We start from the raw sequence: 23,283 nt of genomic DNA on the forward strand, positions 1-23,283 counted from the left end.
GTCAGGTGATGTCATCGAAGAAGGGCGTGCGCGGCATCATGCGAAAGCTCACGCGAAAGACGCAGCCCGGATACTTGGGATCGGTGCTGCGCGGATTGCTGGTGATCTCCACCACCGCTTCGTGCTGCTGGGCGATCTCGCGCACGATGGCCAGGCCCAGGCCGCTGCCGGTGCTGGGTGTGCCGAGGATGCGATAGAAGCGTTCGAACACATTGGCGCGCTCGGCAATGGGAATGCCGGGGCCATTGTCTTCCACTTCCAGGATGGCCAGGCCACCGCCCTCGTCGGTACGGGCGCGCACGGTGACGCGGCCATTGCCGTCATGCGGGGTGTAATGCAGGGCATTGTCCAGCAGGTTGGACAATAGTTCGCGCAGCATCACCGGGTTGCCGGTGATGAGGATGGGATGATCGGGTTGCTCGAAGCCCAGGTCGATGCGCTGGGTGAAGGACATCGGCACCCAGTCCTGCACGACGCTGCGGGCCAGCTCATTGAGTTCCACCGGGATCATGCCGCCGGATTGCGATTGCTGGTTTTCGGCGCGGGCCAGCGAGAGCAGCTGGTTGACCAGGCGCGTGGCGGTTTCCGAACTCTTGGCCAGCTGTTCCAGCGAACGCCGCACATCGACCTGGTCATCCTGGCGCAGCGCCAGTTCGGATTGCATGCGCATGCCCGCCAGCGGGGTCTTCATCTGGTGCGCAGCATCGGCGATGAAACGCTTCTGGATGGCGATGGTCTGCGACAGCCGCGCCAGCATGTCGTTGAGGGAACGCACCAGCGGCGAGATTTCCTCCGGCACCTGGCCGGAATCGATGGGCGAGAGATCATCGGGCCGGCGCGCGCGGATGCGCTGCTGCAGTTCCGACAGCGGCGACAGGCCGCGCGAGAGCGCAAACCACACCAGCGCCAGCGCCACCGGCAGGATGATGAACTGCGGCAGGATCACGCCCTTGATGATTTCATTGGCCAGCTGGGCGCGCTTTTCCAGCGTCTCGCCCACCTGCACCGTGGCCAGGCGCGGCTCGCGCGAGGCAGCGCGCTGGGCGGCGCTGCGGCGCAGGTCCACCTGCAGCGTGGCGATGCGCACGTCGCTGCCGTGCAGGATGTCATTGCGGAACTGCACCGTGCCGATAGTGCTGCGGTCCTCGTCGGGCGGCGGCTGCGGCATGTCCACATCGCCTTCGATATATTCCCCCTCGGGGCCGGTGACCTTGTAGTAGATGTTGTCGATGTCGTCGGCGCGCAGCAGGTCGCGCGCCGACACCGGCAGGCGCGCCACGACCTTGCCGTTGACTTCGGAGACCTGTTGCGCGAGCACGGTGACGCTGTCTTCCAGAGCGCGGTCGAAGGGCTGGTTGGCGATCGATTGCGCGATCAGGTAGGTGATGGCGATGCTCATCGGCCACAGCAGCAGCAGCGGTGCCAGCATCCAGTCGAGGATCTCGCCGAACAGGGAGCGCTGGATGCGCTCCACCGGCTGGGTGGCCAGGGCGGCGCGGCGCTTTTTACGCGGCGCCGGGGCGTCGGCGGCCTGCTCGGTAGCACCCTGGGCGGGATCGCGCGCGCTCATGGCTGTCCGGCGCGCAGGCGTGCCGCACGAGCGGCAAGGGCATCAGGCAGCGTTGTTGGCTGCGGCCAGCGCTGCGGCATTGCCGGCCTCGGGCAGTTTCTCCAGGCAATAGCCCAGCCCGCGCACGGTTGCGATGCGGACGCCGCCAACTTCGATTTTCTTGCGCAGGCGATGGACATAGACCTCGATGGCATTGTTGCTGACTTCCTCTCCCCATTCGCACAGGTGGTCCACCAGCTGTTCCTTGGAGACCAGGCGACCCGTGCGTTGCAATAATACTTCCAGCAGCCCCAGTTCCCGCGCTGATAATTCCAGCATCTGTTCGCCGATGTAGGCGATGCGGCCGACCTGGTCATAGGAGAGCGGGCCATGGCGGATCACCGTCGGTCCGCCGCCGGCGCCGCGCCGGGTCAGGGCGCGCACCCGCGCTTCCAGTTCGGAGAGGGCGAAGGGCTTGGCCATGTAGTCGTCCGCGCCCAGGTCCAGGCCCTGCACGCGCTGTTCCACCGAGTCAGCAGCGGTCAGGATCAGCACCGGCAGACGCGAGTTGCGTGCGCGCAGGCGGCGCAGCACTTCCAGGCCGGACATCTTGGGCAGGCCCAGGTCCAGGATCAGCAGGTCGAAGTCCTGGGTGGAGAGCGCCGAATCGGCCTCCACGCCATTCTTGACGCAGTCGGCGGCGTAGCCGGAATGGCGCAGGGACCGGGTCAGACCGTCGGCCAGTACGCTGTCGTCTTCAGCAAGGAGGATGCGCATAGGAATCGGTCAGCGAGGCGGGCTCGGCTGATTTGTCTCGTGTTGTCGAATTCTTGTGGAACTTTTCATTCATATTCCACTAATTCATTGGCCAATGCAAATCAGGGTTATCCTGATGCGCTTGTCTCTGCGGCCGCTTCCTTGCTTCTCCTGCTTTCCTTGCCTTGCCCGGAAGTGTAACAATTCAGCCATAGGCATTGAACTCTGAAGCTTAGGCCTTATAGTATGGAGCGTCAGCAACATTTACTTGCTGGCAGCGCAATTTTTGTTGTTATAATTTCTCGCATCCATTGCTGGAATATCCGGAATCTCCGATGAAACGTTTGTGGGTCCTTCTGCTGATCTGTCTGTTGCCGGTGCAAGTATTTGCAGCGGTGCTGACGTACGCCAGCTCGATGGCCGCAACCGATTTCGCCGCTCCCGTCCCCGTACAGGCTGCCGCCGTGCAGCACCTGGCTGACAAGACGGTTTCCCTGTCCGACCAGGCCGCCGCCGACGATGCGTCGCAGGCGCTGCTGGCCGATAACGGCTCGTCCGACGACGACAGCGCCGGTTATCTGGACAACGGTGAAGATTTTTCCACGCATGCCGGCATTGGTGACGAACCCGTGCTGATCCAGTCGCTGGCCGTCGTGCCGCAAGCTTCCAGCCTGGCGCCCGCTCTCAGTAGCGATGCCGCCCTGCAACCTCCCTTCCTGCCCCGCGCAGGACGTCCTCCCCGGGCCTGATCCCGTCGCTGCGCGCGACCTGTCTTGCTGCGCCCGCTGAACCGCCCCTGAACCATCGAGGCCACGCGTCGTGCGACAGCAGGCAACTGCGCGCCTGCGGCCAGCACCCGCCAGCCTGCGCCGGTGCTGATCCTTCCAGGGCAAACCACCAGTTTCACGAATCACGGCCGATGTGACCGCATCACATCATCAGAATCCTCTAGGAGAAAGCATGAAAAAAGCATTTGTCGCGCTGATAGTGGCGGTGATGACGCTGTCTGTTGGCATTTCGACCGTTGAAGCCAAACGTCTTGGCGGCGGCGGCTCGATCGGCAAACAGTCCTCGAGCGCCAGCCGTCAGGCGCAGAGCCCTGCCCCGATGCAGCAGAACCAGGCCGCCGCCGCCAAGCCGGCCGCCCCTGCGGCGGCTCCGGCTGCCGCCGCTGCCAAGCCGAGCATGTGGAAGGGTCTGCTGGGTGGCGCGCTGCTGGGTCTGGGCCTGGGCGCGCTGCTGTCGCACTTCGGCCTGGGCGGCGCCCTGGCCAGCATGATCAGCACCATCCTGACCGTGGCCCTGATCGCCCTGGCGATCATGTTCGTGGTGCGCATGTTCCGTCGCAAGTCGGAAGCCTCGCAGGCTTCGCAGCCGGCGCCGGCCTGGGCGGGTGCAGCACCGCAAGCGGCTGACAACGCTTCGGCCACGCCCCAGATCGGCTCCATGCTCAAGACCGACCAGTCTGCAGCCGCAGCGACGCAAGGCGGTTTCGGCGGTGGCTTCGGCAATGCCGAACAGGCTCCGGCGTATGGCGTGCCGGCCGGTTTCGACACCGTGGGCTTCGTGCGCAATGCCAAGACCTATTTCATCCGCCTGCAAGCGGCATGGGACAAGGCCGACATCAACGACATCCGCGAATTCACCACGCCTGAAATGTTTGCCGAGCTGCGTCTGCAGATCCAGGAACGTGGCGCCGCCAGCAACCAGACCGATGTGGTCTCGCTGGATGCCGAAGTGCTGGGTGTGGAAACCGTGGGCAACGACTATCTGGCCAGCGTGAAGTTCTTCGGCTTCATCAAGGAAGATCCGACCGCTTCGCCGGCCCAGTTCGCGGAAATCTGGAACCTGTCCAAGCCGGCTGCCGGCCAAGGTGGCTGGGTGCTGGCCGGTATCCAGCAGATCGACCCGGTTTCCGTCTGAGCGGGACACCAAGGTTCATGTAACAAGTAACAGTTTGGCGCGGAAGGCGGCGGTTAGTGGATGAGCGTCGCCAGTCCGTTTTACCGCCGGCTTTTGCCGGCGGTTTTTTTATGTCCGTTCCACGCCTTGCCTTGATGTACCGACGCTCTTGCGTGTCCTCGTCCTCCTGCTTCCTCTCCCTTTCCTCCAGCCATTGATGCGATTGCGCCAGGCGCGCTATTGCTGCCGGCAGCAGTCATGCGGTCCTGTAGATGAGTGGTGATGTACCGCTGTAGTGATGGGGTCCTGCCAATGTGCGCTCATGGAGTGGCACGGTGCAGTAGTGGGCGCTAACGCAGTGAGCCAGGGAGGCCGCGGCGTGATGAAGTAGCTAAGAGACACTGCGCCGAAGAGGCTGCGCCAGCAGCCCCGCCGTGCGCATTCAGGGCAGGCAGAGTTCGAAGATTGCGCCGCCCTCGGGATGATTGGACAGGCGCGCCTCACCCTGGCGCGTCTCCTTGTTGTGCGCAGTGGCGATGGCGTTGCACAGGTCCATGCCCAATCCGGTGGAGGGTTTCTTTTCCTGGGTGCCGATGCCGGGACCATCGTCGCGCACACTGAAGACGACGCCGCCCTCAGGGTGATTGCGGCAGCCCAGCGCGATGCGCGTGCGCGCAAACCGGCTGGCGTTCTGCAGCGCAGCCTCCAGCGCCAGCGCCACCAGGTGTTCATCGAAAAAGCCGATGATGGGCATATCCGTCTCGTCGACCACCAGGGTGATGGCGCCCTGGGCGCGCGCGACGGCCTGCTCACGCACCAGCGACTGCAGGAAGTCCTGCGGCGAGACCGCGTCCACCTGCGCGCGCAGCCCCTGGGAGTCGGCCTTGTAGAGCGTGAGGAAAGCGATCAGCTTTTCCTGCAAGGCCAGGCAGGTCACGTGGGCCTGCTGGACGCGCGGGACGTCGTCGGAAAGACGGCGCAATTCGCCCTCCAGAACGCCCAGGGAATTCTTGATGTCGTGAATGATGATCGCGGCAAGCTTGGGATCCATGGTCAGCTCTTCGGGGCTACTTTGCTCAGGGTGTCGCGCAGGAACTTGTGCATCTTGGCGACTCTATCGTTGCCCGGAATCAGGCGATCCAGCGTGGCCAGGTAACGGCGCACGCGCTTGACGTATTCCTCATTCCACCCGCGCTGGCTCATCCACAGCAGATGCAGTTGGGCCGAGGCCAGCAGCACGCCGGTGTTCTCCGGCATGCTGGCCAGCGCTTCCTCCAGCTTGGCCAGCGATTCATCCGGCTTGGCGCTGCGCATGAGGGCGTTGGCTTCGGCGATGACGCTCATGCAGTGCTTGACGGCGCCATCGACCAGCTCGTCGGCCAGGCTGGCGCGGCCGGTATCGGCCAGCACCTTGCGCGCCAGCATCAGCAGGGTCTTGTTTTCGTGATCGGACTTGACGGCGTCGGCGATGAGCTTGCTGCCTTCCTCGTCGCGGCCCATCGAGAAGGCGGCCTTGGCCAGGGCCAGCGTGGCCATGTCCGAGGTCTCTTCGCCGGCGGCCTGGCGGGCGGTCTCGAAGGCCTGCTGGGCCGAGATGGTATCGCCCAGCTGTACGTAGGCCTGGGCTTGCACGGCGGCCTGGGCGGAAACGAATATCTTGGATTCCTCATAGCGGCGCGGGGCGCTTTCCAGCAGGCGCAGCGCCGCATCGGCGTCACCACTGTCGATATGCACCTGGGCCAGCGAGAGCAGGTCGGTGGGTTGTGCGGTCAGCGAGCCCTTGGTGTGCTTGAGCACTTTGTCATAGGCCTCGCGCGCCTGGTCGAGGTGGCCGCTGCGATAGGCCACGTCGCCCACCAGCCGGCTGCGGCGCGCCGAAGGAATGATCTCCGATGAGCGCGTGAGCGCCTCCAGCGCTCCTTCCTGGTTGCCCTGGGCCTCGTCGATCTGGGCCAGCAGGTCATAGGCGGCGATGAACTGCTTGTTCTGCGCCAGCACATCTTCGACGATGGTGCGGGCATCATCCATCTGGCCGGCCACGATATTGCAACGGGCCAGGCCGATCTTGGCCCAGACCAGGTCGTCGCGCATGCCCAGTGCCTGCTTGTAGACTTCGCGGGCCTCATCCACGCGACGCTGCTCGATGAGCAGCGTGCCCTTGGTCTTCATGATCTCGACGATCCACTTGGGCGCCGCCTTGAGCACGTTGTCGCATTCGGCGATGGCGCCGCTGATGTCCTTGCGCTTCATCTTCTCGGTCACCGGCAGCATGGCGTGCTGCTTTTCCAGCAGGCGGTCCACGCGCTCGGCGATGCGGCTGGCCGTCAGCGGCTTCAACATGTAGGCGTCAGGCTGGAACTCGGCCGCGCTGGCCACCAGGTTGTAGCCGCTCTCGGCGGTGACCATGATGAACATGCAGGTCGGCGAGAGCATGTTCTGGGTGCGGAAGAACTCCAGCAACTGCTGGCCGTTGCTTTCCTTGTTCAGGTTGTAGTCGCAGATGATCAGGTCATAGTTGCCCGATTGCACGAAGCGGATGGCCTCATCAGGCGTGGCGGCCTGATCGACCTTGGTCACGCCCAGCTGCCCCAGGTGCATGCGGATGTTCTGACGCATCGTCGGCATGTCGTCGATGATCAGGCTGCGCAGGGCGCTGATATGGCTGAAAGGCACTAAACTCATGGGAACAATGTATCCAACGATGTGGACTGCAAAATATTGCTTTAATACAACAATCGTCAAGATGGCGTAGTTTTACACTTATATTGACGTAAAGCTGACGAAAAATTCTACCAAGTCGCGAGTGTGCCGTTTTTTTGCCGCGCTTGCATCATTCCTCTGCGATTTAGCCGCTTGGAGGGGCCATGACTCTCTTATAATTGTGGCTTTCCTTCCGAACGCTTCCAGGGCGACGAACAAAACGCTTGCACGAAGCACTGTTTTTTTATACAGTATCGCTCTATCGGGGCATTGCACCGATGCGCGCGGCCCAGCCGCACAGGCATCGCATTGTATTGCCGGCCCACCGGCCGCCCCAGCATGACATTTCCCCGGGTACCCCTTCTTCACGACATTTTGCCGAGAGAGACTTATGGACGACAAAAAAGCTGCGAACAACTCTGAGAAGAGCAAGGCGCTGGCCGCCGCGTTGGCACAGATTGAAAAGCAGTTTGGCAAGGGCTCGGTGATGCGCATGGAAGATGGCGTCATCGCTGAGGAAATCCAGTCGGTCTCCACCGGCTCCCTGGGCCTGGACATCGCCCTGGGCATCGGCGGCCTGCCGCGTGGCCGCGTCATCGAGATCTATGGTCCAGAATCCTCGGGCAAGACCACCCTGACCCTGCAAGCGATTGCCGAGATGCAGAAGCTGGGCGGCACCTGCGCCTTCATCGATGCCGAGCACGCACTGGACGTCACCTACGCGCAAAAGCTGGGCGTGAACCTGAGCGACCTGCTGATCTCGCAGCCCGACACCGGCGAACAGGCCCTGGAAATCTGTGACGCCCTGGTGCGCTCCGGTGCCGTGGACCTGATCGTGGTCGACTCCGTCGCCGCACTGACCCCCAAGGCTGAAATCGAAGGCGACATGGGCGACTCCCTGCCTGGCCTGCAAGCTCGCCTGATGTCGCAGGCGCTGCGCAAGCTGACCGGCAGCATCAACCGCACCAATACCACCGTCATCTTCATCAACCAGATCCGCATGAAGATCGGCGTCATGTTCGGCAACCCCGAAACCACCACCGGCGGTAACGCGCTGAAGTTCTACGCCTCCGTGCGCCTGGACATCCGTCGCACCGGCTCGATCAAGTCCGGCGACGAAGTCATCGGCAGCGAGACCAAGGTCAAGGTCGTCAAGAACAAGGTCGCTCCGCCGTTCCGCGAAGCCCACTTCGACATCCTGTATGGCGAAGGCACCTCGCGCGAAGGCGAGATCCTGGACCTCGGTTCCGAGCACAAGGTGGTCGAGAAGTCCGGCGCCTGGTACAGCTATAACGGTGAGCGCATCGGCCAGGGCAAGGACAATGCCCGCAACTACCTGAAGGAACATCCGGAACTGGCGCGCGAGATCGAGAACAAGGTGCGCGTGGCCCTCGGTGTGCCGGAACTGGCGGGTGGCGAAGCGGAAACCGAAGCGAAAGCGAAAGCCTCCTGATCGTCCTCTCTCATTCATGCGCCTTCGTGGCGGCTAGGTTTGCCTGAGCCGTTGCCGACAGGGAGGCGTTTGATTGCCCTGCGCCTGCCACGCGTTGCTGTTCTGGTGGGCGATGGGATGCAGTCGTAGTCGTCGTATCCTGGTTGTTCCGCAATGCGGGCGACTGGGGGAGTTGCGCGGCACTGCGGTTGTTTTGCTGCAGTATTGCATCATCGCATCATCGCTTTATCGCCTCACTGCATTACCCTTTCATTGCATCCTTGCCTCACCGTTGCGATGCCCTGAATGGTTTTTACTGCATCAGTTTCCCGTGTATTCATCTGTTCCTTCGTCCGTGTAGTCGAACGTCATGCCCAGACCGCCGATCAGCCTGAAAGCACGGGCGCTCAAATATCTCTCTTCACGTGAGCATAGTCGCCTGGAACTTGCGCGTAAGCTTGCCCCTTACGCGCAAGAGGGCGATGACATCGAAGCGCTGCTCCAATGGCTGGAGCAGTCCCGCTTCCTTTCCCAGGAACGCTTTTCCGAATCGCTGGTGCATCGTCGCGCCGCGCGCTATGGCAACCAGCGCATCCTCTCCGAATTGCATGGCCATGGCATCGAAGGCGAGGCCATCGCCGATCTGAAGGCGGATCTGGCCTCCGGCGAAGCCGAGCGGGCCGCCCAGGTGCTGCGCCGTAAATTCAGTACACCCCCGGCGGATGCCGAGACCCGCGCAAAGCAGATGCGCTTCCTGCAGCAGCGTGGCTTTTCTCATCGCAGCATCCGCGAGGCCTTCCAGACCGCCTGGCTGGACGAGGACGATCTGAACTGACCGCGCCTTGCACGACCGTCCGAGCCGTTGCCTCGAGGTAATTGCTGGGCGATTCGGCAGGCCGTTTTCCCGGTATCCGGGATTTGGTGCGGTACCTCTCCCGACCAGCGGTAATTTCTGCTCTTTCTCCAGCCTGTTAGCGCTACCAGCCAACACCCCGTCTTGCCTGTGCTAAAATTCGGAAGTTTTTGCTGCGGCGCGCAAGCCTGAGGAGATATCGCCGGTAGCCGTTTTTCAGACGGCGCCACGATGTAAGGCTCACGACAGCAGCAGGAATGGATAATGCGAACGCACTGGCGCAAGCCGGCGCGTCACGAATATCAGACCAACTAAAAGCAGACGGCATGCATATGCCCAATTCTACGAATTCACGCGCAACCCGCGCAGCTCACGCCTGCGCCCGTCCCCATCCGGTTACGGATGCGACACCCGCCTGCGGGTTGCAGTCTGCTTTCTCGTCGGTCGGCATTGCGCTGGCCACCGAATTTCAATCCGGCAAGTTTCATTCATTCAGTGTCTAAAGGGAAGCTCCCATGAAAATCCATGAGTATCAGGGTAAAGAAATCCTGCGCCAGTTCGGCGTAACCGTGCCGCGCGGCATTCCGTGCATGTCGGTCGACGAAGTCGAAGCGGCCGCCAAAGAGCTGGGTGGTCCGGTGTGGGTCGTCAAAGCCCAGATCCATGCGGGTGGTCGCGGCAAGGGCGGTGGCGTGAAGGTGGCCAAGTCCATCGAACAGGTCAAGGAATACGCCAACCAGATCATGGGCATGCAGCTGGTCACCCACCAGACCGGTGCTGAAGGCCAGAAGGTCCGTCGCCTGCTGATCGAAGAAGGCGCTGACATCAAGAAGGAACTGTACGTTTCCCTGGTGACCGACCGCGTTTCGCAGAAGGTCGTGCTGATGGCCTCCAGCGAAGGCGGCATGGACATCGAAGAAGTGGCCCACAGCAACCCGGAAAAGATCCACAACGTCATCATCGACCCGATCGATGGCCTGACCGATGCGCAAGCCGACGACGTGGCCGCCAAGATCGGCGTGCCTGCTGCTTCCATCCCCGCAGCCCGCAAGAACCTGCAAGGTCTGTACAAGGCCTACTGGGAAACCGACGCTTCCCTGGCTGAAATCAACCCCCTGATCCTGACCGGCGACGGCAAGGTCATCGCCCTGGACGCCAAGTTCAACTTCGACTCCAACGCCCTGTTCCGTCATCCGGAAATCGTCGCCTACCGCGACCTGGACGAAGAAGATCCGGCTGAAGTCGAAGCCTCCAAGTTCGACCTGGCCTACATTTCCCTGGACGGCAACATCGGCTGCCTGGTCAACGGCGCCGGCCTGGCCATGGCCACCATGGACACCATCAAGCTGTTCGGCGGCGAGCCGGCCAACTTCCTGGACGTGGGCGGCGGCGCTACCACCGAGAAGGTCACCGAAGCCTTCAAGATCATGCTGAAGAACCCCGAACTGAAGGCCATCCTGGTCAACATCTTCGGCGGCATCATGCGCTGTGACGTGATCGCCGAAGGCGTGATCGCGGCTTCCAAGGCGGTCTCGCTGAAGGTGCCCCTCGTGGTGCGCATGAAGGGCACCAACGAAGACCTGGGCAAGAAGCTGCTGGCCGATTCCGGTCTGCCGATCATCTCGGCCGATTCCATGGAAGAAGCCGCCCAAAAGGTCGTGGCAGCCGCCAAGTAAGTAACCCAACACGCAAGCCTGCGCGGCGCGAGCCGCCGGCTGCAAGCCATTGCAGCCCAGGCGCCGCCCGCGGCGCAGGCATCACAGTCAAGGAAGAGAAATGTCGATCCTCATCAACAAAGACACCAAGGTCATCACCCAAGGTATCACCGGCAAGACCGGCCAGTTCCACACCCGCATGTGCCGCGACTACGCGAACGGCAAGAACGCCTTCGTCGCAGGCGTGAACCCGAAGAAGGCCGGTGAAGACTTCGAAGGCATCCCCATCTACGCCAACGTCACCGAAGCCAAGAACGCCACCGGCGCCACCGTCTCGGTGATCTACGTGCCGCCCGCCGGCGCTGCCGCCGCCATCTGGGAAGCCGTCGAAGCCGAGCTGGACCTGGCCATCTGCATCACCGAAGGCATCCCCGTGCGTGACATGCTGGCCCTGAAGGACCGCATGGCCAAGGCCGGTTCCAAGACCCTGCTGCTGGGCCCGAACTGCCCCGGCCTGATCACCCCGGACGAAATCAAGATCGGCATCATGCCCGGCCACATCCACAAGAAGGGCCGCATCGGCGTGGTGTCCCGCTCGGGCACCCTGACCTATGAAGCCGTGGGCCAGTTGACCGCCCTGGGCCTGGGCCAGTCTTCCGCCGTCGGTATCGGTGGCGACCCGATCAATGGTCTGAAGCACATCGACGTCATGAAGGCCTTCAACGACGATCCGGAAACCGACGCCGTCATCATGATCGGTGAAATCGGTGGTCCTGACGAAGCCAATGCTGCACGTTGGATCAAGGACAACATGAAGAAGCCGGTGGTGGGCTTCATCGCCGGTGTGACCGCGCCCCCGGGCAAGCGCATGGGCCACGCAGGCGCCCTGATCTCCGGTGGTGCTGACACCGCCGAAGCCAAGCTGGCCATCATGGAAGAGTGCGGCATCAAGGTCACCCGCAACCCGTCCGAAATGGGCCGTCTGCTGAAGTCGGTGCTGTAATAGCCAGACCTTTTCCGCCCCGGCGCCCGGCGTCTCGGGCGGAAAATCGTCCAGCAACATCTGCATGGGGAGCTCCGGCTCCCCATGTCGTTTTCTGGTGGCGCGGGCTCATCTGTTGGATCGTATGTAGGCCGCATCGCCGTTTCCTCGACAAGGATCACCATGGAATTGCTTGCCAACCTGAACTGGATCGCGGTCGTGCAGATCATCCTGATCGATATCCTGCTCGGCGGCGACAATGCCATCGTCATCGCTCTGGCCTGCCGCAACCTGCCGGACAAGTTGCGCATGAAGGGCATCGTATGGGGGACCGTTGGCGCCATCGCCATCCGCATCGCGCTCATCTCCTTTGCCGTGACCATGCTGCAGTTGCCTTACCTGAAACTGGTGGGCGGTCTGCTCCTGCTGTGGATCGGCATCAAGCTGCTCAATGAGGATGAGGACCACGCCGAGGTCGATGGCAGCGAACGCCTGTGGGGCGCGGTCAAGACCGTCATCGTGGCCGACCTGGTGATGAGCCTGGACAATGTGATCGCCATTGCCAGCGCGGCCGAACAGGCCTCCGGCGAACACCGGCTCATGCTGGTGGTGTTCGGGATCGTGGTCAGCATTCCCATCATCGTCTGGGGCAGTACGCTGGTCTTGAAACTGATGGAAAGATTCCCAGTTATCGTCACGCTGGGTGCTGCCTTGCTGGGCTATATTGCCGGTGGCATGATCTTCAGCGATGCGGCCATCCAGGGGCTGTTGCAGGACTTCATCGACCAGACCGAATTCCTGGTGCCAGGCGCCTCCGTGCACCTGAGCCTGCCTGGCCTGGTGGGCGCGCTGGGGGTGGTGCTGATCGGCCTGAGCCTGAAGCGCCGCCGGCAGCAACTGGCGGGCTAGCCCGCCCTTGCTGCCGAGGGGCGGTGGCCGAAGTTTTTCCCGAAGTACTTTCAAGTCTTGCGCGGCGTTGACCCAGGTCAGCGCCAACAGGCATCAAAGCGCTAAGCTTTGCAACTTATTCGCTAGTGCGTATTTCCGGCCTTGCCCATACTGGCAACGCCCTTTCATTTTCACGAGGAACCCATGAAAGCAGCCGTCACCCGTTCATCCCAACAAGGCTTCACCCTGCTCGAACTGATGGTGACGCTGGCCATCGTCGGCATCCTGGCCATGCTGGGCGCTTCGCAATACCAGGACTACATCGCCCGTGCACGCGTGTCCGAAGGCTTCAACCTGGCCGAGCCCTACAAGCTGGCCGTGACCGAGCAGATCAGCTCCAACAACGGCGTCTTCACCGTGGCGCAACTGGGCCTGCCCGCCTTTACGCCCACGGCCAACGTCACCGGCATCAGCGTCTCGCCGATGCAGCCGCGCGGCGTAGGCGGCGTCATCACCATCACCTATAGCGCGCAGGTGGGCGAGGGCGGCACGCTCACCCTCACGCCGACCATCGCCTCCGGCACCATCCAATGGCAATGTGCGGCAGCAGGCGTGAAGCAGGCCGCAGTACCGCAGGGCGCCACCGCCAATACCGGCTTCGTGGCGGGCACCTTGCCGGCCAAGTACGCTCCGGCCAATTGCCGAGGATGAGCGGGCTGGCCCTGTCACGAAAAACGCGCCCGAAGGCGCGTTTTTTTTTGGCACTGCCCGGCGTCTCAGGGACGCGGCATGCTGATGTCGCTCTTGCCGCCGCGCTTGTCGGTGACGCAGATATCGCTCATGACCATGGTCTTGTCGACCGCCTTGCTCATGTCGTAGACGGTCAGCAGACCGATCTGCACGGCGGTCAGCGCCTCCATTTCCACCCCGGTCTTGCCGAAGGTTTCCACGCGGGCGGTGCAGCGCACGGAGGCGCTGGCGGCATCGGTCTCGAAGTCCACCGACACGTGCGTCAGCGCCAGCGGATGGCACAGCGGAATCAGCTCGCCCGTGCGCTTGGCGGCCATGATGGCGGCGATGCGGGCAATGCCCAGGACATCGCCCTTCTTGGCTGTGCCAGACTCGATGATGGCCAGCGTGGCGGGCTGCATGCGGATCACGCCAGTGGCCACGGCCACGCGATGGCTCTCGTGCTTGCCGCCGACATCGACCATATGGGCCTGTCCGCCCTGGTCGAAATGGGTGAGGCCGCCGTTGGGGGCGGGTGCGCCGGATGTGGTCATAGGATGTGCCAAAATTCAGTAGGAAACGAAGGAGCGGGTATCATAGCAGGCAGGTCGCAAGCTGCCTTGCGACGCCATTGCTCCTTTACCCGTCCCCGTCTTCGTCCATGCAACGATACGTTCCTGATGCCATTGCCTGCTCACGTCGGCCAGCGCGCAAGCTGATCACCCGACTGCTGAGCGCGGCCCTGCTGCTGTTGCCTGCTGCGCCGCTGACCCTGCTACCTCATCCGGGCGTGGCGCAGAGCCTGCCCACGCTGGGCGATACCGAGCGCGAAGGCCTGTCGCCGCTGATGGAGCGCCGATTGGGCGAAGAGATCATGCGCGATATCCGCAGCGATCGCGATTATGTCGATGATGGCCCGATCTCCGAATACCTCAACAATTTCGGCCTGAACCTGGTCTCCATCCACCCTGAGGTACGCGGCGAGGCCGGTTTCGACTTCCAGTTCTTCATGGTGCGCGATCCCATGCTCAACGCCTTCGCCTTGCCGGGCGGCTTCATCGGCGTCAATAGCGGGCTGGTGCTGGCGGCGCAGTCGGAGTCCGAGCTGGCGGGCGTGATGTCGCACGAGATCGGCCACGTCGCGCAGCGCCACATCGCGCGCATGCTGGGTCAGCAGAAGCAGAATTCCATGATCCAGCTGGCTGCCATCGTGCTGGGCGCACTGGCCGGGGTGTCCAAGGCCGGTGGCGATGCCGCCATGGCGACCATGATGGGCGGCACCGGCCTGGCCGTGCAGCGCCAGCTCAACTTCAGCCGCGACGCTGAACGTGAAGCCGATCGCATCGGCTTGCAGATCATGCGTGATGGCGGCTTCGATCCGTCTGGCATGGTGACCTTCTTCGGGCGCCTGCAGGCGGCCTCACGCAACTACAGCGATGCCGTGCCGCCCTACCTGATGACGCACCCGCTGACCACCGAGCGTATTGCCGATATCGAGGCGCGCATCCGCGACCAGCGCTACAAGCAGCGCGTCGATAATCCCGAGTTTCAGTTGGTGCGCGCACGCACCCAGGTGCTGCAGAACGACACGGTGCAAGGCTTGCGCGAGAATGCCGAGAAATTCATCGCCCAGGCCCGCCAGAACACCAAGTTGCAGACCGCCGCAGCCAAGTATGGCCTGGCCTACGTCTACTATCACCAGAACAAGTTCGAACAGGCCGAGACCGCCCTGAAGGAAGCCCAGGAAGCGGCCATCCCGATGAAGACCGGCATCATGTTCGGTAGTCTCGACATCGATATCAAGATCGCCCGCAAGCAGTCACAGCAAGCGCTGCAACTGGCCGATGCGCTGCGCAAGCAGTTTCCGATCTCGCGCACTATCGCCCGTCAGTACGCCGATGCGCTCATTGCTGCGCGCCGCACCGATGAGGCCGTGGCCTATCTGCGCGACCAGGCCCAGCTCTACCGCAGCGACGCCCAGGTGCAGCAATTGCTGGCCAAGGCCTATGCGTCCCAGGGCAAGCAGGCCTTGCAGCATCTGGCCCTGGCCGAGTCCTATGCCTTGAATGGCAGCTTGCTGGCCGCCATCGATCAGTTGGGTATCGCCCGCCGCGCGCCGGATGCGACTTTCTACGACCAGTCGCAGATCGATGCGCGTGAGCGGGAGTGGAAGGAACGCTGGAAGGATGAGCAGAAAGAGATGAAGGACCGCAGCTAGCCAACTAGAGGGCAGGCTCAATCCTGCTGGGCGCGCGGCAGCGAGACGAAACCAAAGCGCGAGGCCAGCGTGGCGGCGGCGATGCGCTGCAGCGGCACGGCCTGGGTGTCATGGATGAACTGCAGCGAGACACTATCGTCGCCTTCCATCCAGGCCATGAGCGCCGCTTCGTCCGTGCGGCCCCCCGCCTGCAGGCAGGGCAGCAACTGCGCCAGGTCGCGATCATCGACGCCGCTGAACTGACCACCGGCTTGCAGATACAGCCGTCCGCTTTCATCCATCCATGCGGCCTCGAGGGCGGGCAGCGCTGTGCCGGTGTGCAGCACCAGCTGTAACGCGTCATTCAAGCCCGGTTGCGTGCGTGCAATCAGCGGCATCCATTCCAGATCGACATAGACCCGCTGCGGACCATTCTGGAAATACCAGCGGCCGGTCTCGTCGCAGTCATAGTTGCGGTCAATGAACGCCAGCAGGGCAGGGTGGCGGATGGGATCGCCCGGCAGGTCCAGCTGCTGTGCGCGCTCGTCGCGCATGCGCCAGCCGCCGCGTGCGTCCAGCCGCAGCCAGCCAAAGCAGTGCGGTACATTGGGCCATCTGGCCATGGCCTGGCGCACCACCTCATCCATGGAACGCCTCCGCCTGGGTCGGGAAGCTGCTTTCGGACTTGCCCTCCAGGAAATGCAGCAACCGTCGCGGCAGCCAGTCCAGGCGACCGGGCGGTCCGCCGTCGGCAAAGCCGACATGGCCGCCTTGCTCAGGATAGTCCAGCACCACTTCCGGCGCCGCCGTGCGCGGCAGATGCTGTTCCGGGAGGAAGGGATCGTTGCGGGCATTGAGCACCAGCGTGGGCACGGTGATGTCGTGCAGGATGTGCTTGGCGCTGGCGCGGTCCCAGTAGTCTTCGGTATTGCGATAGCCGTGCAGGGGCGCGGTGACGATATTGTCGAAGGCGTACAGGTCGCGCGCCGACAGCAGCGCCTCGCGGTCGAACAGGCCCGGGAACTGGTCCAGCTTGGCCAGGCATTTGGGCCGCATGGTGCGCAGGAACACCCAGGTGTAGAGCCGGTTGAAGCCCGCCCCCAGCGCCGCACCGCCACCGGCCAGGTCCAGCGGCGCAGAGACGGCGCAGGCGGCGTCGAGGATCTCGGCCTGGTGCTGCGATTCGCCCAGCCAGCGCAGCAGCGCATTGGCGCCGAGCGAGACGCCGCAGGCATAGAAGTGCGTCGCGGCCAGGTCTTGCTGGCGCAGCTTCAGGCGGCGGATGATCCAGTCCAGCTCGGCGCTGTCGCCCGAGTGGTAGAAGCGCGGAGCGAGGTTGATTTCGCCCGAGCAGCCGCGGAAATGGGGGATCGCTCCATGCCAGCCACGGCGCGCCACCTCGGCCATCAGGGCGCGGCTGTAGTGGCTGTCGGACGAGCCTTCCAGGCCGTGGAACAGCACCACCAGGGGCCGGCCCGGCTGGCCATCGACGAAGTCGATGTCGATGAAGTCGCCATCCGGCGCTTCCCAGCGTTCGCGCCGGTAGGCCACCGCCGGCTTGCGCACGAAGGTGGACGGGTAGATGGTCTGGAGATGCCCGCCGGGAAGCCAGCGGGGCGGAATGTAAAGCATGGGACGGCCTTGCGCTATGTTCGGTGCTTCAGTGCTTGGTACTTCGGTGACGGACTCAGTGCAGCATCGCCCCGCTGGCCACCGCCTCCACCGGCGCTGCCCCCGGCGCCACCGAAGCATGGTGCATCACGATGCGCCAGCCCATGGCGGTCTTGAGGTAGACGTTGGTGGCAATCACGTGGACATCGGGTTGTTCGTTGCCGTGATCGATTTCTTCGATGACGCTATGCACCGAGGTCATCATGTTCTGCGTTGCATGCAACTGCCGCGGCCGGATATGCAGGCCGCCGCTGGAAAGGATATCTTCCCAGACTGCGCGGATCTCGGCATGACCCACCAGGCGCTGCGCGCCGGGATGGATGCAGACGATTTCCTCGTCCTCGGCCCATAGCGCCATGAGTGCGTCCAGATCGGCGCGGGCGAGGGCGTCGTAGTAGGCCGCCTCGATGTCATCGGGGGAGCCATGGATCAGTGTGGTGCGCGGCATGACAAAACTCCGGTTCAGATGAAAAGAGGGCCTTGCGGGCCCTCTCGTGTCTGGCTTGGCGGACTCAGTGGCCCTTGACTACGGTGCCCGGCTTGAGCTGGTACTGGGTGCCGCAGTATGGACATTTGGCCGCGCCATGCGCGTCCAGTTCCAGGAACACGCGCGGATGCGAGTTCCAGGTGGTCATGCCGGGGCCGGGGCAGTGGGCCGGCAAGTCCTTGCCTTCGAGCAGGACGACGCCCTGCGATGCTTGAGCTTGGCTCATCTTTTTCTCCGTGGGTAGTGCAATTGAAACAGGCAATTGAAACAGGTTGAACGTTTGTGTTGCGTGAACAGCTTCAGGACAGCGTTAGCTTAGCGCCTCACACCAGCGTGAGCCAGTGCTTGTACTGCGGCGCGCGCCCGGCCACCACGTCGAAGAACAGCGTCTGCAGCTTTTCCGTCACCGGGCCGCGCGCGCCGCTGCCGATGACGCGCCGATCCAGTTCGCGGATCGGCGTGATCTCGGCGGCGGTGCCAGTGAAGAAGGCTTCGTCGGCGCAGTACATCTCGTCGCGGGTGATGCGTTTTTCGATGACTTCGATGCCCAGGTCGCGCGCCATGGTCAAGACGGCGTCGCGGGTGATGCCATCCAGGCAGGAGGCCAGGTCGGGAGTATAGATCTTGCCGTTCTTGACGATGAAGACATTTTCACCCGAACCTTCCGAGACATAGCCTTCGGTGTCCAGCAGCAGGGCTTCATCGTAGCCGTCGGCCAGCGCTTCCTGGTTGGCCAGGATGGAATTGATGTAGTAGCCGCAGGCCTTGGCGCGCACCAGCGAGACATTGACGTGGTGGCGCGAAAAGGAGGAGGTCTTCACCCGGATGCCCTTGTTGAGGCCATCCTCGCCCAGGTAGGCGCCCCAGGACCAGGCCGCCACGGCCACATGGATCTGGTTGCCCTTGGCCGAGACGCCCAGCTTCTCCGAGCCGATCCAGATCAGCGGGCGGATGTAGCAGGACTCCAGCTGGTTCTCGCGCACCACCTGGCGCTGGGCTTGGGCCAGAGTGTCGTGGTCGTAGGGGACGTCCATCTGGAAGATCTTGGCCGAGTTCAGCAGGCGACGGGTATGTTCCTGCAGGCGGAAGATGGCGGTCCCGTCAGGGGTCTTGTAGGCGCGCACACCCTCGAAGACGCCCATGCCGTAGTGCAGCGTGTGGGTCAGCACATGGACGGTGGCGTCGCGCCAATCGATGAGCTTGCCGTCCTTCCAGATCTTGCCGTCGCGGTCAGCCATGGACATCATCTATCTCCCGGATTTTCTAGGGTTGCTCTAGGGGTGCAAAGCACTGGTGTACAGCAAAGATCTCCATTCTAGCGGATTCACGCGAGTAAAAACTTTCATCTGTACAATTGTCAATCTGAGTAAGAATGCTAACAAGCAAGTCCCTCACGGAATAACCAGAATGCAACAGGAGACAGGCGAGTCCGACTCAGCCCGGGGGCTGCACAGCCCCCTGCCGGAACAGCGCCGCATCGAGAAGGAAGCCTTCCAGGAAGGCTGGCGCGCCAGCGCCTCGACCATACCGGCCGTGCTGGCCTGGGGCGTGGTCTCGGGCATGGCCATGGTGAAGTCGGGCATGAGCATCTTCCAGTCGCTGGGAATGAGCCTGCTGGTCTACGCCGGCTCGGCGCAGTTCGCGGTGTTGCCGTTGCTGGCGGTGGGGACGCCCCTCTTGGTGGTGTTCTTTACGGCCATGATCGTCAACCTGCGTTTCATCATCTTCTCTGCCGCCGTGGCGCCGCACTTTGAGCATCTGCCTTGGTATCGCCGCATCTGGTATGGCTTCTTCAATGGCGATATCTCGATGGCCTTCTTCCCGCAGCGTTTCCCACCCTCGACCTTTGGTCAACCTGCCGGCAAGATCGGTTATTTCTCGGCCATCTGCTATCCGGGCTGGCTGGCCTGGCAACTCGGCGCCACCATCGGCATCCTGCTGGCCAGCCAGATCCCGGAGAGCTGGAACATCGGCTTCGCCGGCACCCTGGCGCTGATCGCCATCATGATCCCGATGACCAGCAGCCTGCCGGCGCTGGCCGGGGTGGTGGTGTCCGGCACCGTGGCGGTGCTGGCGCTGGAGCTGCCTTACCGCTTGGGTTTGCTGCTGGCCATGGTGCTGGGCATGAGCGCGGCCATGCTGGCCGACAAGTTGCTTCCCAGTAAAGACGAGGAAGAGGAGCGGGCTGCATGAGCGACTGGTACATCTGGTCGGCCATCGTGCTGATGACCTTGTCCACCTTGATCACCCGCAGCGGCTTCTTCCTCTTCGGTCATGCCGTCAAGCTGCCGCCGCGCCTGAAGCACGCGCTGGGCTACGCCCCGGCGGCGGCGATGGCAGCCATCATCTTCCCCGACCTGGTCACTGCGCGGGGCGTCATCGAGCTCAGTCTGGCCAATCCGAAGTTGCTTGCAGGCATCGGCGGCGCCATTTTCTTTGCTGCGACGCGGCATCTTCTGGGAACTATTGTGGCCGGAATGACACTCTTTACAGTATTGCGCTGGATGTTGTGAACTTGCCTGCAAGGGCGGGCGGCACCGTCCAGCGGCCCGCGGACCTGCCAAAAAGCCGTCTGGAGCAGGTCAGGCTGGAGTAAAATACGACGTTTTTCGCCCCCTTCTTAGAATTCCTACCTATGAAATTCAACCGACTGAGCGACCTCATCTCCAACAAGCAACTGCAGGGCAAACGTGTCTTCATCCGCGCCGATCTGAACGTGCCGCAGGATGATGCCGGCAATATCACCGAAGATACGCGCATCCGCGCTTCGGTCCCGGCCATTCGCGAAGCCCAGCAGGCAGGTGCTGCGGTGATGGTGACGTCTCACCTCGGCCGTCCCACGGAAGGCGAGTTCAAGCCCGAAGATTCGCTGGCGCCAGTGGCCAAGCGCCTGTCCGAACTGCTGGGCAGCGAGGTCAAGCTGGTGGCCGACTGGGTCGACGGCGTGGACGTGCAGCCGGGCCAGGTGGTGCTGCTGGAAAATTGCCGTCTGAACAAGGGCGAAAAGAAGAACAGTGACGAGCTGGCGCAAAAGATCGCCAAGCTCTGCGATATCTACGTCAACGACGCCTTCGGCACCGCCCACCGCGCCGAAGCCACCACCTACGGCGTGGCCAAGTTCGCCCCCGTCGCCTGTGCCGGTCCGCTGCTGGCGGCCGAGCTCGATGCCTTGGGCCTGGCCCTGAACCAGCCGGCCCGTCCGCTGGTGGCCATCGTGGCCGGCTCCAAGGTGTCCACCAAGCTGACTATCTTGAAGACCCTGGCCGAGAAGGTCGACAACCTCATCGTCGGTGGCGGCATCGCCAATACCTTCATGCTGGCCGCCGGCCTGAAGATCGGCAAGTCGCTGGCCGAGCCTGACCTGGTGGACGACGCCAAGGCCATCATCGACCTCATGGCCAAGCGCGGCGCTTCGGTGCCCATCCCCACCGACGTGGTGGTGGGCAAGGAATTCTCGCCGACCGCAGTGGCCACCGTGAAGGCGGCTGCTGACGTGGCCGACGACGACATGATCTTCGACATCGGTCCTCAGACCGCTGCCGCCCTGGCCGAACAGCTGGGCCGTGCTGGCACTATCGTCTGGAATGGCCCGGTGGGTGTGTTCGAGTTCGATCAGTTCGGTGGCGGCACCGAAACCCTGGCGCGCGCTATCGCCGCCTCCTCGGGTTTCTCCATTGCCGGCGGTGGCGACACCCTGGCGGCCATTGCCAAGTACAACATCGCCGACAAGGTCGGCTACATCTCCACCGGTGGCGGCGCCTTCCTGGAATTCCTGGAAGGCAAGACCCTGCCGGCGGTCGAGATCCTGCTGCAACGCGCGCAATAAGCGCCGGCATAAGCGCCGCAGGCAGCAAGCAATGACGGCGGCACGCCGCGCCTTGCGCGGCGGTGGCGGCCTGAACCGGATTCTGAGTCTGTAGCATCACCAAAGGGGAACGCGCAGGAGACGCGCGTCCCGGGGCGGAAGCTCTCCGCCTGAACGGCCCTGCATCGGGCCGGGCAGCGGGCTTCTTCATCAAAAAAAGTCGCAACCAGAAGGTTTTCATGTCCAGAGCAACAAAAATCGTCGCCACCATCGGCCCCGCCTCGAGCGACCGCGAGACCCTGACCCGCATGATCCGCGCCGGCGTTGATGTCGTGCGCCTGAACTTCTCCCACGGCAAGCCGCAGGACCACATCGACCGCGCCACCCTGGTGCGCGAAGTGGCCGACGAATGCGGCAAGAAGGTCGCCATCATGGCCGACCTGCAAGGCCCCAAGATTCGCGTGGGCAAGTTCGAGAATGGCAAGATCATGCTGGCCAATGGCGACAAGTTCATCCTCGACGCCGATTGCCAGATGGGCAACCAGGAGCGCGTGGGTCTGGACTACAAGGCGCTGCCGCGTGACTTGAAGGGCAACGATGTGCTGCTGTTGAACGACGGCCTGATCGTGCTCAAGGTCGAGCGCGTCATGGGCAACGAGATCCATACGGTAGTGAAGATCGGTGGCGAACTGTCCAACAACAAGGGCATCAACCGCCAGGGCGGCGGCCTGTCCGCGCCGGCGCTCACCGCCAAGGACATGGACGACATCAAGACCGCCATGAGCTTCCAGGCCGACTACGTGGCCGTGTCCTTCCCCAAGAACGCCACCGACATGGAAATGGCGCGCCAGCTCTCCAATGTCGCTGGTGAGCCCTTCGGCCACAAGCCGATGATGATCGCCAAGATCGAGCGCGCCGAAGCGATCCCGCTGCTGCAGGAAATCCTGGACGCCTCTGACGGCATCATGGTGGCCCGTGGCGACCTGGCCGTGGAAGTGGGCAACGCCGCCGTGCCGGGCCTGCAGAAGCGCATGATCAAGATGGCGCGCGCCTCCAACAAGCTGACGATCACCGCGACCCAGATGATGGAGTCCATGATCGTCAATGCCGTGCCGACCCGCGCCGAAGTCTCTGACGTGGCCAACGCCGTGCTCGATGGCACCGACGCCGTCATGACCTCGGCCGAGACCGCCTCCGGCAAGTATCCGGTGGAAACCGTGGAAGCCATGCACGCCATTTGCCTGGAAGCCGAGCGCTCCGATAATGTGCAGCTGGATGCGGACTTCCTGAACCTGCGCTTCACCCGCGTGGACCAGTCCATTGCCTATGGCGCGCTCTTTACCGCGCACCATCTGCGCGTGAAGGCCATTGCCGCGCTCACCGAATCCGGTTCGACGGCGCTGTGGATGAGCCGTCACAACATCGATATCCCGATCTTTGCGATCACTCCCAATGTCGCGACCCGCCGCAAGGCGGCGCTGTTCCGCAATGTGCATACGCTGGAACTGGCGCAGTGTCCCGACACCGAAGCCATGTTGAAGGGCGCCCAGGATCTGCTGCTGGCGCAAGGCGTGGTGCAGAAGGGAGACCTGATCGTGGTCACCTGGGGCGAGCCCATCGGCCAGGTCGGCGGCACCAATGCGCTGAAGATCCTGCGCGTTGGCGAGTACTGATTTT

Annotated in this window: 23 protein-coding genes; 13 read left to right on the forward strand and 10 right to left on the reverse strand. The window is 63.2% G+C overall.

Going from position 1 to position 23,283, the window contains the following annotated elements; translation table 11 throughout:
• Position 1 precedes the first annotated feature (1 nt).
• Positions 2–1,570, reverse strand: coding sequence for a sensor histidine kinase (locus tag BGK68_RS09390; protein ID WP_075256879.1), 1,569 nt, complete (start codon positions 1,568–1,570; stop codon positions 2–4).
• 42 nt (positions 1,571–1,612) lie between these two features.
• Positions 1,613–2,326, reverse strand: coding sequence for a response regulator (locus BGK68_RS09395; RefSeq protein ID WP_075256880.1), 714 nt, complete (start codon positions 2,324–2,326; stop codon positions 1,613–1,615).
• A gap of 314 nt (positions 2,327–2,640) precedes the next feature.
• Between BGK68_RS09395 and BGK68_RS09400 the strand changes: the two genes are divergently transcribed.
• Positions 2,641–3,054 (forward strand): hypothetical protein, encoded by a 414-nt coding sequence (locus BGK68_RS09400; protein WP_075256881.1) that lies wholly within the window; start codon positions 2,641–2,643, stop codon positions 3,052–3,054.
• Positions 3,055–3,265: 211 nt separating this feature from the next.
• Positions 3,266–4,228 carry a Tim44 domain-containing protein gene (locus BGK68_RS09405; protein WP_075256882.1) on the forward strand — a complete coding sequence of 321 codons (963 nt, stop codon included), beginning with the start codon at positions 3,266–3,268 and terminating at the stop codon, positions 4,226–4,228.
• A gap of 421 nt (positions 4,229–4,649) precedes the next feature.
• Here BGK68_RS09405 and BGK68_RS09410 read toward each other — a convergent pair whose 3' ends face one another.
• Both BGK68_RS09410 and BGK68_RS09415 read right to left on the reverse strand, forming a co-directional pair.
• Complete coding sequence (locus BGK68_RS09410) at positions 4,650–5,258, reverse strand: sensor histidine kinase (protein ID WP_075256883.1); 609 nt, start codon at positions 5,256–5,258, stop codon at positions 4,650–4,652.
• A gap of 2 nt (positions 5,259–5,260) precedes the next feature.
• Positions 5,261–6,889: a tetratricopeptide repeat-containing response regulator gene (locus BGK68_RS09415; RefSeq protein ID WP_075256884.1), complete on the reverse strand. Its 1,629-nt coding sequence runs from the start codon at positions 6,887–6,889 to the stop codon at positions 5,261–5,263.
• A 409-nt stretch (positions 6,890–7,298) separates the two neighbouring features.
• Here BGK68_RS09415 and recA point away from each other — a divergent pair, with 409 nt between their 5' ends.
• From recA to BGK68_RS09445, 6 genes are all read left to right on the forward strand, one after another.
• The gene (recA, locus tag BGK68_RS09420; RefSeq protein WP_075256885.1) at positions 7,299–8,360 is read left to right on the forward strand and encodes a recombinase RecA; all 1,062 of its coding nucleotides are present in this window, start codon (positions 7,299–7,301) and stop codon (positions 8,358–8,360) included.
• 349 nt (positions 8,361–8,709) lie between these two features.
• On the forward strand, positions 8,710–9,174 hold the full coding sequence (recX, locus tag BGK68_RS09425; protein WP_075256886.1) for a recombination regulator RecX: 465 nt from the start codon (positions 8,710–8,712) through the stop codon (positions 9,172–9,174).
• 533 nt (positions 9,175–9,707) lie between these two features.
• Positions 9,708–10,868, forward strand: coding sequence for an ADP-forming succinate--CoA ligase subunit beta (gene sucC / locus BGK68_RS09430; RefSeq protein ID WP_075256887.1), 1,161 nt, complete (start codon positions 9,708–9,710; stop codon positions 10,866–10,868).
• A 100-nt stretch (positions 10,869–10,968) separates the two neighbouring features.
• Positions 10,969–11,850, forward strand: a complete 882-nt coding sequence (sucD, locus tag BGK68_RS09435) for a succinate--CoA ligase subunit alpha (protein WP_008325558.1) — start codon at positions 10,969–10,971, stop codon at positions 11,848–11,850.
• A 162-nt stretch (positions 11,851–12,012) separates the two neighbouring features.
• Positions 12,013–12,738, forward strand: coding sequence for a TerC family protein (locus BGK68_RS09440; RefSeq protein WP_075256888.1), 726 nt, complete (start codon positions 12,013–12,015; stop codon positions 12,736–12,738).
• Between the two features lie 183 nt (positions 12,739–12,921).
• Positions 12,922–13,428 carry a pilin gene (locus BGK68_RS09445; protein ID WP_075256889.1) on the forward strand — a complete coding sequence of 169 codons (507 nt, stop codon included), beginning with the start codon at positions 12,922–12,924 and terminating at the stop codon, positions 13,426–13,428.
• A gap of 65 nt (positions 13,429–13,493) precedes the next feature.
• Here the strand turns inward: BGK68_RS09445 and moaC are convergent, their stop codons facing one another.
• On the reverse strand, positions 13,494–14,000 hold the full coding sequence (gene moaC, locus BGK68_RS09450; protein ID WP_075256890.1) for a cyclic pyranopterin monophosphate synthase MoaC: 507 nt from the start codon (positions 13,998–14,000) through the stop codon (positions 13,494–13,496).
• 107 nt (positions 14,001–14,107) lie between these two features.
• Between moaC and BGK68_RS09455 the strand changes: the two genes are divergently transcribed.
• Positions 14,108–15,664 (forward strand): M48 family metalloprotease, encoded by a 1,557-nt coding sequence (locus BGK68_RS09455; protein WP_075256891.1) that lies wholly within the window; start codon positions 14,108–14,110, stop codon positions 15,662–15,664.
• Between the two features lie 17 nt (positions 15,665–15,681).
• Here the strand turns inward: BGK68_RS09455 and BGK68_RS09460 are convergent, their stop codons facing one another.
• The 5 genes from BGK68_RS09460 to BGK68_RS09480 all read right to left on the reverse strand — a co-directional run bounded on the left by BGK68_RS09460 (position 15,682) and on the right by BGK68_RS09480 (position 19,045).
• Positions 15,682–16,290 (reverse strand): DUF2946 family protein, encoded by a 609-nt coding sequence (locus BGK68_RS09460; RefSeq protein ID WP_075256892.1) that lies wholly within the window; start codon positions 16,288–16,290, stop codon positions 15,682–15,684.
• The gene (locus tag BGK68_RS09465; RefSeq protein WP_075256893.1) at positions 16,283–17,275 is read right to left on the reverse strand and encodes a YheT family hydrolase; all 993 of its coding nucleotides are present in this window, start codon (positions 17,273–17,275) and stop codon (positions 16,283–16,285) included. Before BGK68_RS09465 ends, BGK68_RS09460 begins: the two co-directional genes overlap by 8 nt.
• 55 nt (positions 17,276–17,330) lie before the next feature.
• The gene (locus BGK68_RS09470; RefSeq protein WP_013232702.1) at positions 17,331–17,762 is read right to left on the reverse strand and encodes a YybH family protein; all 432 of its coding nucleotides are present in this window, start codon (positions 17,760–17,762) and stop codon (positions 17,331–17,333) included.
• Between the two features lie 64 nt (positions 17,763–17,826).
• A complete protein-coding gene (locus BGK68_RS09475) occupies positions 17,827–18,027 on the reverse strand; it encodes a zinc-finger domain-containing protein (protein WP_013232703.1) in 201 nt (66 codons plus the stop codon).
• A 97-nt stretch (positions 18,028–18,124) separates the two neighbouring features.
• Complete coding sequence (locus tag BGK68_RS09480) at positions 18,125–19,045, reverse strand: branched-chain amino acid transaminase (protein WP_075256894.1); 921 nt, start codon at positions 19,043–19,045, stop codon at positions 18,125–18,127.
• Positions 19,046–19,208: 163 nt separating this feature from the next.
• Here BGK68_RS09480 and BGK68_RS09485 point away from each other — a divergent pair, with 163 nt between their 5' ends.
• The 4 genes from BGK68_RS09485 (at position 19,209) to pyk (ending at position 23,279) form a co-directional block, all read left to right on the forward strand.
• A complete protein-coding gene (locus BGK68_RS09485) occupies positions 19,209–19,994 on the forward strand; it encodes an AzlC family ABC transporter permease (RefSeq protein ID WP_075256895.1) in 786 nt (261 codons plus the stop codon).
• Complete coding sequence (locus BGK68_RS09490) at positions 19,991–20,314, forward strand: AzlD domain-containing protein (protein WP_013232706.1); 324 nt, start codon at positions 19,991–19,993, stop codon at positions 20,312–20,314. The genes BGK68_RS09485 and BGK68_RS09490 overlap by 4 nt, the downstream gene beginning before the upstream one ends.
• Positions 20,315–20,436: 122 nt before the next feature.
• Positions 20,437–21,627, forward strand: a complete 1,191-nt coding sequence (locus BGK68_RS09495; protein WP_075256896.1) for a phosphoglycerate kinase — start codon at positions 20,437–20,439, stop codon at positions 21,625–21,627.
• 218 nt (positions 21,628–21,845) lie between these two features.
• Positions 21,846–23,279: a pyruvate kinase gene (gene pyk, locus BGK68_RS09500; protein WP_075256897.1), complete on the forward strand. Its 1,434-nt coding sequence runs from the start codon at positions 21,846–21,848 to the stop codon at positions 23,277–23,279.
• Positions 23,280–23,283: the final 4 nt, after the last annotated feature.

The sequence above is a fragment of the Herbaspirillum camelliae genome (genome assembly GCF_001929405.1).
In the GTDB taxonomy this organism is placed as follows: domain Bacteria; phylum Pseudomonadota; class Gammaproteobacteria; order Burkholderiales; family Burkholderiaceae_D; genus Herbaspirillum; species Herbaspirillum seropedicae.

Excerpts from the sequence above, each read along its gene's own strand:
- BGK68_RS09400 (WP_075256881.1), top strand. The coding sequence starts at position 2,641 with ATGAAACGTTTGTGGGTCCTTCTGCTGATCTGTCTGTTGCCGGTGCAA.
- BGK68_RS09445 (WP_075256889.1), top strand. The coding sequence starts at position 12,922 with ATGAAAGCAGCCGTCACCCGTTCATCCCAACAAGGCTTCACCCTGCTC.
- moaC (WP_075256890.1), bottom strand. The coding sequence starts at position 14,000 with ATGACCACATCCGGCGCACCCGCCCCCAACGGCGGCCTCACCCATTTC.
- BGK68_RS09480 (WP_075256894.1), bottom strand. The coding sequence starts at position 19,045 with ATGTCCATGGCTGACCGCGACGGCAAGATCTGGAAGGACGGCAAGCTC.
- pyk (WP_075256897.1), top strand. The coding sequence starts at position 21,846 with ATGTCCAGAGCAACAAAAATCGTCGCCACCATCGGCCCCGCCTCGAGC.
- sucC (WP_075256887.1), top strand. The coding sequence starts at position 9,708 with ATGAAAATCCATGAGTATCAGGGTAAAGAAATCCTGCGCCAGTTCGGC.
- BGK68_RS09485 (WP_075256895.1), top strand. The coding sequence starts at position 19,209 with ATGCAACAGGAGACAGGCGAGTCCGACTCAGCCCGGGGGCTGCACAGC.
- BGK68_RS09440 (WP_075256888.1), top strand. The coding sequence starts at position 12,013 with ATGGAATTGCTTGCCAACCTGAACTGGATCGCGGTCGTGCAGATCATC.
- BGK68_RS09495 (WP_075256896.1), top strand. The coding sequence starts at position 20,437 with ATGAAATTCAACCGACTGAGCGACCTCATCTCCAACAAGCAACTGCAG.
- sucD (WP_008325558.1), top strand. The coding sequence starts at position 10,969 with ATGTCGATCCTCATCAACAAAGACACCAAGGTCATCACCCAAGGTATC.
- recA (WP_075256885.1), top strand. The coding sequence starts at position 7,299 with ATGGACGACAAAAAAGCTGCGAACAACTCTGAGAAGAGCAAGGCGCTG.
- BGK68_RS09415 (WP_075256884.1), bottom strand. The coding sequence starts at position 6,889 with ATGAGTTTAGTGCCTTTCAGCCATATCAGCGCCCTGCGCAGCCTGATC.
- BGK68_RS09465 (WP_075256893.1), bottom strand. The coding sequence starts at position 17,275 with ATGCTTTACATTCCGCCCCGCTGGCTTCCCGGCGGGCATCTCCAGACC.
- BGK68_RS09490 (WP_013232706.1), top strand. The coding sequence starts at position 19,991 with ATGAGCGACTGGTACATCTGGTCGGCCATCGTGCTGATGACCTTGTCC.
- BGK68_RS09390 (WP_075256879.1), bottom strand. The coding sequence starts at position 1,570 with ATGAGCGCGCGCGATCCCGCCCAGGGTGCTACCGAGCAGGCCGCCGAC.
- recX (WP_075256886.1), top strand. The coding sequence starts at position 8,710 with ATGCCCAGACCGCCGATCAGCCTGAAAGCACGGGCGCTCAAATATCTC.
- BGK68_RS09455 (WP_075256891.1), top strand. The coding sequence starts at position 14,108 with ATGCAACGATACGTTCCTGATGCCATTGCCTGCTCACGTCGGCCAGCG.
- BGK68_RS09410 (WP_075256883.1), bottom strand. The coding sequence starts at position 5,258 with ATGGATCCCAAGCTTGCCGCGATCATCATTCACGACATCAAGAATTCC.
- BGK68_RS09395 (WP_075256880.1), bottom strand. The coding sequence starts at position 2,326 with ATGCGCATCCTCCTTGCTGAAGACGACAGCGTACTGGCCGACGGTCTG.
- BGK68_RS09475 (WP_013232703.1), bottom strand. The coding sequence starts at position 18,027 with ATGAGCCAAGCTCAAGCATCGCAGGGCGTCGTCCTGCTCGAAGGCAAG.
- BGK68_RS09470 (WP_013232702.1), bottom strand. The coding sequence starts at position 17,762 with ATGCCGCGCACCACACTGATCCATGGCTCCCCCGATGACATCGAGGCG.
- BGK68_RS09460 (WP_075256892.1), bottom strand. The coding sequence starts at position 16,290 with ATGGATGAGGTGGTGCGCCAGGCCATGGCCAGATGGCCCAATGTACCG.
- BGK68_RS09405 (WP_075256882.1), top strand. The coding sequence starts at position 3,266 with ATGAAAAAAGCATTTGTCGCGCTGATAGTGGCGGTGATGACGCTGTCT.